Source organism: Synechococcus sp. R6-7, assembly GCF_047461695.1.
Taxonomy (GTDB): Bacteria; Cyanobacteriota; Cyanobacteriia; order Thermostichales; family Thermostichaceae; genus Thermostichus.
This window is the reverse complement of record NZ_JANSHS010000162.1, coordinates 1-7,422: the sequence shown is the minus strand read 5'-3', so window position 1 is coordinate 7,422 and position 7,422 is coordinate 1. Positions and strand designations below refer to the sequence as shown.

The window sequence follows — 7,422 nt, the reverse complement described above, 5'->3', positions numbered from 1 at the left end:
AAACGGCGCTCTCGGTTCCATTGGGTTTCCCCATGCCGCACCAGCAAGATGCGCATCCCCTGCTTGCGCTTGGGCAGGGCTTGGCCGAGGTGAGCGGTGATGTTCAGAGATTCCAGTTGTGGCGGCCCCTGCAGGCCCTCGGGAAAATTGAGAACGCTGATGGCGCAGTTATCCTGCCCAAGGCGGTGATAGTGGTGTGGCCCCAGGCCGATGGCGGTGCTGACCAGGGCGCGATTGATGCCGCTGTGGCCCACGATGAGGATATTGAGGGGCTGCCTTGGGGAGGGATCCGCTCCATGGTTCCAGGGGTCCGAAGCCGATTGCAGATGCAGGGCCAGCATTTCCCAAAACCCCTGCGCCTGCTGCCAGAGATCCCGCACCGGAAAGCGGCCCTCCAGCTCCAGGTTGTCGGGATGGTGCCGCCACAGATGGTAATCTTCGGGGTATTTCTCCTGCACCTCGGCAAAGGTCAGCCCTTCCCAGGCCGTCAGGTCGATCTCCCGCAGTTGATCGGTGATGTGCAGAGGGATCCCTTCTCGGTCTTTCAAAATGACGCGAGCGGTATCGAGGGCGCGAGACAGGGGGCTGCAATAGGCGCAATCCAACGGGATCCCGGCCAGGGCCTCGGCTACACGCTGCGCCTGCACTTCTCCAGTGGGGGTGAGCCGGGAGAGATCGGAGCGGCCTTGAATGCGATTTTCCAGGTTGAAGGTGCTCTCACCATGGCGCACGATCAAGATGCGCAGGGCAGGCTGGTCGCGGTAGCGGGACGGAGTCCTTGCCATCGCTTGCATGGACTTACTCATCGCAGTAGCGGGACGGAGTCCTTAGAACACCTTCTAGAGTACCGCCACTGGGCGGCGCTCGCCTTCGTCAATTCACCGGTTGGGCTGCCGACTGAGGCGTATTTGGGCTGGTCGCCGCTTGTGATGGGGGCATCTTTGGAGAATGGCCGCGCTGCGTTTCCGCTGGCAGAGGTTTTGGTTGAATGGACGTTGGCGAAGGGGGCCGGCTTGGTGCTCCTTGCCCTTGTTGTGGTGCTGTTGGCGCAGTTTTTCCCTCCACTGCTCCCTCAGGAGAGCCCCCTGCCACCGATAGAATCCGAGAAGACAAAGTGTAGGATCCCTGAAGGCGGATCCCTCTTGCCTGGACAAGCGCTGCCATGGTTTCTCCACAATTGGCTTGGGATCCCGGATCCCTGACCGAAAGCCCCAACCCGGCTACAGCCGAGATCGACCGTCTCAGCACCTTGGAACTGGTGAAACGGATCAACGCCGAGGATCGGCAGGTGCCGGAAGCGGTGGCTGCTCAGGCGGAGCCGATTGCCCAAGCCATCGATGCCATTGCCCAGCGGATGCGTCACGGCGGGCGGCTGATCTATATCGGGGCAGGAACCTCAGGTCGGCTGGGGGTACTGGATGCGGCTGAGTGCCCACCCACTTTTGGCACTTCCCCCGCACAGGTGGTGGCTTTGATCGCCGGGGGGGAAAAAGCCCTGACCCAGGCGGTAGAGGGTGCAGAGGACGACGCGGAAGCGGCTGCCCGCGCGCTGGAGGGTCTTCACCTCCAAGCTCAAGATAGTGTGGTGGGAATTGCCGCCAGCGGTCGTACCCCCTATGTGCTGGGTGGGATCCAAGCCGCTAGGAGCATGGGGGCGCTCACGATTGGCCTGGCCTGCAATCACCCTTCTCCTCTAACCGAGCAGGTGGATATTGCTATTGCCCCTTTGGTGGGGCCGGAGGTAATCCTCGGATCCACCCGCATGAAAGCCGGCACAGCCCAAAAGCTGGTGTTGAACACGATCTCCACTGGAGTGATGATCCGCTTGGGCAAGACCTATGGCAACCTAATGGTGGATCTCCAGGCCAGCAATGCCAAGCTCAAGCAACGGGCGGAGCGAATAGTGGCTTTGGCCTGCGATCTGGATCCCACTACGGCTGCCCAATTGCTGCAGGCTTGTGATGGAGAGGTCAAAACCGCCATCCTTGTGGCCTTGCTGGGGTGCTCTGCTCAAGAGGCCCGTCAGCACTTGCAACAGGCCCAGGGCAGAATTCGCCAGGTGCTTGATGCTGCTCTGGCGCAGCGGCGGTGACAATAGTTGAATGGCTTGTCCATGAGCGTTTGCGGCTACCTCTACACGCCTTCCCATGCTCCTTTGCCGGAACAGGAGTTGGCCTGGCTCCAGGGGCGAGGGGCCGATCCCATCCTGCACGATTGGGGATCCCGAACTCATTTGGAGGAGCTGTTCCGACGCATCACAGCCGGCTGGGTGCAGGAAGTGCTGCTCTTGCGCCTGGCGGATCTGGGGGATCGGGCGGATGAAATCCACGAGCGGCTGCTGCAAATCCAACACTCCGGGATCCGCCTCAGCTTGGTCACCGAATCCGGCCTGCAAACCCCCACCAAGGCTGCCGATTGGATCCCCCTGCTGGCCGAGATCCCCCATCAGTTGCAAAGCCGCCGCCTCTGCTGCAGCCAAGCCCAAAACCGCCTGGCGGGCAAACCCCCCCCTGGCCCTGCCCCCTTTGGCTACCGCCGCGAAGGGGAACGCTACGTGCTGGATCGCCGGCAGGCCAGCATCGTTCAGGATTTTTTCCAGCACTTTCTCCTCTACGGATCCCTGCGGCAGGCGGTGCGCTTCTTGGAGGAAAAACACCACAAGCGGATTTCTGTGGCTACCGGACGCAACTGGCTGCTCAACCCGGTATACCGCGGGGATCTGGCCTATGCCGACGGCACCACCCTGCGGGACACTCACCCGGCCCTTCTCAGCCGCACGGAAGCCGCCCAGATCGATCGCTGGCTCAAACGCAACCAAGGGATCCCGCGTCGCAGCGCCAGTGCTCCCCGCGCTTTGGCCGGCCTGGTTCATTGCTGCGCTTGTGGCAGCCTTCTGCGCATTGTGCAAACCACCCCTCGCAAGGGGAAAAAGAACGGATCCCCCTACCTCTATCTGCGCTGCCAAACCTGTCGCTACAGCCTCCCCTACACCGAAGTCCTGCAGGAGGTGATCCGGCAGGTGTGCGAACAACTGCCCCAACGCGCCCAGACGCTGGATCGACAAGCCCTCACCCAAGTCCGCCAAGAGCTGCAAGCCCAAATCCAGGCCAACGCCGAGCGGCTGCGGCAATTGGAAGAGCTACAGCAATCTGGACTGATGGACGAAGCCTCTCTGGCCCAGCGTCGCTACCAGTTGCGAGCAGAGACGGCCCGCTTGGCCCAAAAGCTGGAGCAACTCCCCCCCGCCAACCTCACCCAGACCATCCAAACCCTCTCCATCCCGCCCTTCTGGCAAGACCTCAGCGAGACCGAACGGCGTGCCTACCTGCGGGAATTCCTGCGCAGGATCGAGGTGGATTCTGCAGGAGCGGTGCGAGTTACTTTTGCCTTCGATCCCTGAGAGCGAAGGGTTCCCCCCACCTTCCCCCCAGAATTGAGACCATTCTTGATTCTTTCTCAGCCCAGACCTGCCTCAGCGCCAAGCCAAGAGGACGGGATCAGCGCCATGGCATAGCTGAATCCTTCCCGATTTGGGTGAATTGTCATCTGGAATTGTTTTCTTTTGATCACTGATGAAAGTATATCTAAAACTAAAATCGGGAAAAACATCAAAAATCGACTTGAGAAGCCCTGGGAACTTTCTTAGGACCATTTGCAAGATCTGGGAACTTCTAGCTTTTTGAGGGATCCACCTTTATCCTTCGCAACAGTTCTCAGGGTGCGGGTTGGCTGCCGATAATGTCCCTTGTCTGCCCCATGGAGGAACGCGCTGTGAAATTGGCGGTTTACGGAAAAGGTGGGATCGGCAAATCCACCACCAGTTGCAACATCTCGGTGGCCTTGGCCAGGCGGGGCAAAAAGGTCTTGCAGATTGGCTGTGATCCCAAGCACGATAGCACCTTCACCCTGACCGGCTTTCTCATCCCCACCATCATCGACACTCTGGAAGCCAAGGGCTATCACCACGAAGACATCTACCCAGAAGATGTGATCTACCGCGGCTACGGCGGCGTGGACTGCGTGGAAGCGGGTGGGCCCCCGGCAGGGGCCGGCTGTGGCGGCTATGTGGTGGGGGAAACCGTCAAACTCCTGAAGGAGCTGAATGCCTTCGATGAGTACGACGTCATCCTCTTCGATGTGCTGGGGGATGTGGTGTGCGGCGGTTTTGCGGCTCCCCTCAACTACGCCGACTACTGCCTGATCGTAACCGACAACGGCTTTGATGCCCTGTTTGCCGCCAATCGGATTGCTGCCTCGGTGCGAGAAAAGGCCAAAACCCGCAAGCTGCGGTTGGCCGGGCTGATCGGCAATCGCACCAGTAAGCGGGATCTGATTGACAAATACGTCTCGGCAGTTCCCATGCCGGTTATCGAGGTGCTTCCCCTCATTGAAGATATTCGCGTCTCGCGGGTCAAGGGCAAAACCCTCTTCGAGATGGCGGAAACCGATCCCAGCCTGGAGCCTGTCTGCCAGTACTACCTGAACATCGCCGATGAGCTGCTGGCCCGTCCGGAAGGGATCGTGCCCCAACCTGCCGAGGATCGGGAGCTGTTTGCTTTGCTCTCCGACTTTTACAACACCCCGGCCCGTCAACTGGCCCTGGTGTGACGGATCCCCTGCCAGCGGGGGCAGTGTGTCCAAAAATGAAGCCACTGTTTCGGAAGACTGTCGCAAACCTTATCAATTTGTTGTCCGATCCGCTTTCCCCCCCAAGATGGATCCTGTAGGGATCCCGCTTTGGGAAGGAAATGGCACAGGAGTTGGATATGCAAGGACAAGAGCAACCCACCGTCGTGATTACCGGAGCTTCCTCGGGTGTTGGCCTATACTCAGCTTTGGCCTTGGCCAAGCGCGGCTGGCACGTGGTGATGGCCTGTCGGGATCTGGACAAAGCCTACCGGGCGGCCCAGCAAGTGGGGATCCCCCAGGGCAGCTATACCCTGATGCAGATCGACCTAGCCAGCTTGGCCAGCGTGCGGCGGTTTGTCGAGCAGTTCCGCAACTGGGGCCGTTCCTTGGACGCCTTGGTCTGTAATGCCGCCATCTACATGCCCTTGCTCAAGCAGCCCTTGCGCAGCCCGGAAGGATATGAGCTGACCATGGCCACCAACCATCTGGGGCATTTCTTGCTCTGCCACTTGATGCTGGAGGATCTGAAACGCTCCACCTATCCAGATCGGCGGCTGGTGATCTTGGGCACGGTTACCCACAATCCCAAAGAGCTGGGGGGTAAGATCCCACCCCAACCCCACCTGGGGGATCTGCGGGGATTTGCCCAGGGCTTTAAGGATCCCATCAGCATGGCGGACGGCGGCAAATTTGAACCGGTGAAAGCCTACAAAGACAGCAAAGTCTGCAATATCCTCACCATGCGCGAGCTGCACCGCCGCTTCCATGAGAGCACTGGCATCACCTTCCTCTCCCTCTATCCGGGGTGTGTAGCCACCACGGCTCTGTTCCGCCATCACTATCCCCTGTTTCAAAAACTTTTCCCCTGGTTTCAAAAAAACATCACGGGCGGATTTGTTTCTCAGGAATTGGCCGGAGAGCGGGTGGCCCAAGTGGTGGCCGATCCCGAGTTTCGTCGGTCGGGATTCTACTGGAGCTGGGGTAACCGGCAACGCAAGAATGCCAAGCCCTTTAACCAAGAAGTCTCTGACGAGGCGGCAGACGATGCCAAGGCCAAATTGCTTTGGGATCTCAGCGAAAAATTGGTGGGTGTGCCCCAGTTGGTAGCCCTCTAGTTGGCAACGTTCCCTTCTTTTATGTTTTTAGGAGACGAGCATGAATGCTGCTTTGGATAGTGCCAACGCCCTTAACTTCCAGTGCGAAACCGGCAATTACCATACCTTTTGCCCGATTAGTTGTGTAGCTTGGCTTTATCAAAAAATTGAAGACAGCTTCTTTTTGGTCATCGGCACCAAGACCTGTGGCTACTTTCTGCAAAACGCCATGGGGGTGATGATCTTTGCCGAGCCCCGCTATGCCATGGCGGAGCTGGAAGAGGGGGATATTAGCGCCAAGCTCAACGACTATGAGGAGCTGAAGCGGCTGTGCCTGCAAATTCAGCGGGATCGCAATCCCAGCGTGATTGTCTGGATCGGGACCTGCACCACCGAGATCATCAAAATGGATCTGGAGGGCCTAGCCCAGAAGCTGGAAGGGGAGATCGGGATCCCGATTGTGGTGGCCCGGGCCAATGGCCTCGACTACGCCTTTACCCAAGGGGAAGATACGGTTTTGGCCTCGATGGCTCAGCGCTGCCCAGAGCAGGTGCGGGCAGAGGAGCAGGAAACCCGCGGGGGTCTCCAGGCCCTTTTCTACGGGCTCCGCTCCGGAAAAAAGAAAGAGGAGGAAGGCTTCCACAAGCATCCTCCCTTGGTGATCTTCGGCTCGGTGCCCGATCCGGTGGTGACCCAACTCACCCTGGAGCTGAAAAAACACGGGATCCGCGTCTCCGGCTGGTTGCCGGCCAAACGCTATGGAGAGCTGCCGGCCATCGAGCCGGGCACCTACGTGGTGGGGGTGAATCCTTTCCTCAGCCGCACGGCCACCACGCTGGTACGCCGTAAAAAGGCTAAGCTCATCACCGCTCCTTTTCCCATCGGGCCGGATGGCACCCGCGCCTGGATAGAAGCCATTGCCCGCGAATTGGGGATCCCAACTCAAGGCTTGGCAGAGCGGGAAGCGGAAGTGTGGAACCATCCCCAGGTTCGGGATTATCGGGAGCTGCTGCGGGGCAAGAGCGTTTTCTTCATGGGCGATAACCTGCTGGAGATCTCGCTGGCCCGTTTCCTGGTGCGCTGTGGCATGACGGTGCAGGAAATCGGGATCCCTTACATGGACAAACGCTACCAAGCGGCTGAGCTGGCCCTCTTGGAGCGCACCTGCGAAGAGATGGGAGTGCCCAAGCCCACCATCGTAGAAAAGCCGGATAACTACAACCAAATCCAGCGCATCAAGGCCCTGCAGCCGGATCTGGTGATCACAGGTATGGCCCACGCCAACCCCCTAGAGGCACGGGGGATAACCACCAAGTGGTCGGTGGAGTTCACCTTCGCCCAGATCCACGGCTTCGGCAACACCCAGGCTCTGCTGGAGCTGGTGACCCGACCGCTGCGGCGCAATGCTGCCCTCAAAGGCTTGGGTTGGGAGCGGCTGGTGCGAGAAGAAGCCCCTATCTAACCTTCCGGCTCCTCATTGTCAAACAGTAGACCGTCTAGGTGATCTGGCAGTTGCTGCCGGTCGATCCAGACCATGCCCGCCAGAATAGCCTCGGCCTCGTTTTGAAAGTAGCCGTAGGCTTTGGCGCCAATCTCCGGCTCGAAAGAGCCATCTTGCTGGAGCAGCCGGCAGCGAAAGATAAACCCCTTCTCTGTAGCTTGGGTGGTGATGCTGATACATTTACGCTGAACACTGCTG

The 7,422-nt window shown here is 59.4% G+C and carries 7 protein-coding genes; 5 read left to right on the top strand and 2 right to left on the bottom strand.

Annotation, left to right across the window (positions count from 1 at the left end; translation table 11 throughout):
• Positions 1–806 (bottom strand): histidine phosphatase family protein (locus NW815_RS05625; protein ID WP_414415793.1); only part of this gene is annotated, 806 nt, incomplete at its 3' end.
• Positions 807–1,162: 356 nt separating this feature from the next.
• Here NW815_RS05625 and murQ point away from each other — a divergent pair.
• The 5 genes from murQ to NW815_RS05600 all read left to right on the top strand — a co-directional run bounded on the left by murQ (position 1,163) and on the right by NW815_RS05600 (position 7,185).
• Positions 1,163–2,092 carry an N-acetylmuramic acid 6-phosphate etherase gene (murQ, locus tag NW815_RS05620; protein WP_414389354.1) on the top strand — a complete coding sequence of 310 codons (930 nt, stop codon included), beginning with the start codon at positions 1,163–1,165 and terminating at the stop codon, positions 2,090–2,092.
• 21 nt (positions 2,093–2,113) lie between these two features.
• Entirely contained in the window at positions 2,114–3,400 is a 1,287-nt protein-coding gene (locus NW815_RS05615) for a recombinase family protein (RefSeq protein WP_414389356.1), read from the top strand.
• Between the two features lie 371 nt (positions 3,401–3,771).
• Positions 3,772–4,608: a ferredoxin:protochlorophyllide reductase (ATP-dependent) iron-sulfur ATP-binding protein gene (bchL, locus tag NW815_RS05610; protein ID WP_041437180.1), complete on the top strand. Its 837-nt coding sequence runs from the start codon at positions 3,772–3,774 to the stop codon at positions 4,606–4,608.
• Positions 4,609–4,766: 158 nt separating this feature from the next.
• Positions 4,767–5,744, top strand: coding sequence for a protochlorophyllide reductase (locus tag NW815_RS05605; protein ID WP_414343916.1), 978 nt, complete (start codon positions 4,767–4,769; stop codon positions 5,742–5,744).
• Between the two features lie 40 nt (positions 5,745–5,784).
• Positions 5,785–7,185, top strand: a complete 1,401-nt coding sequence (locus NW815_RS05600) for a ferredoxin:protochlorophyllide reductase (ATP-dependent) subunit N (RefSeq protein WP_011432647.1) — start codon at positions 5,785–5,787, stop codon at positions 7,183–7,185.
• Here the strand turns inward: NW815_RS05600 and NW815_RS05595 are convergent.
• A complete protein-coding gene (locus NW815_RS05595) occupies positions 7,182–7,394 on the bottom strand; it encodes a hypothetical protein (RefSeq protein WP_414415794.1) in 213 nt (70 codons plus the stop codon). The genes NW815_RS05600 and NW815_RS05595 overlap by 4 nt on opposite strands.
• Positions 7,395–7,422: the final 28 nt, after the last annotated feature.

Excerpts from the sequence above, each read along its gene's own strand:
- murQ (WP_414389354.1), top strand. The coding sequence starts at position 1,163 with ATGGTTTCTCCACAATTGGCTTGGGATCCCGGATCCCTGACCGAAAGC.
- NW815_RS05615 (WP_414389356.1), top strand. The coding sequence starts at position 2,114 with ATGAGCGTTTGCGGCTACCTCTACACGCCTTCCCATGCTCCTTTGCCG.
- NW815_RS05605 (WP_414343916.1), top strand. The coding sequence starts at position 4,767 with ATGCAAGGACAAGAGCAACCCACCGTCGTGATTACCGGAGCTTCCTCG.
- NW815_RS05600 (WP_011432647.1), top strand. The coding sequence starts at position 5,785 with ATGAATGCTGCTTTGGATAGTGCCAACGCCCTTAACTTCCAGTGCGAA.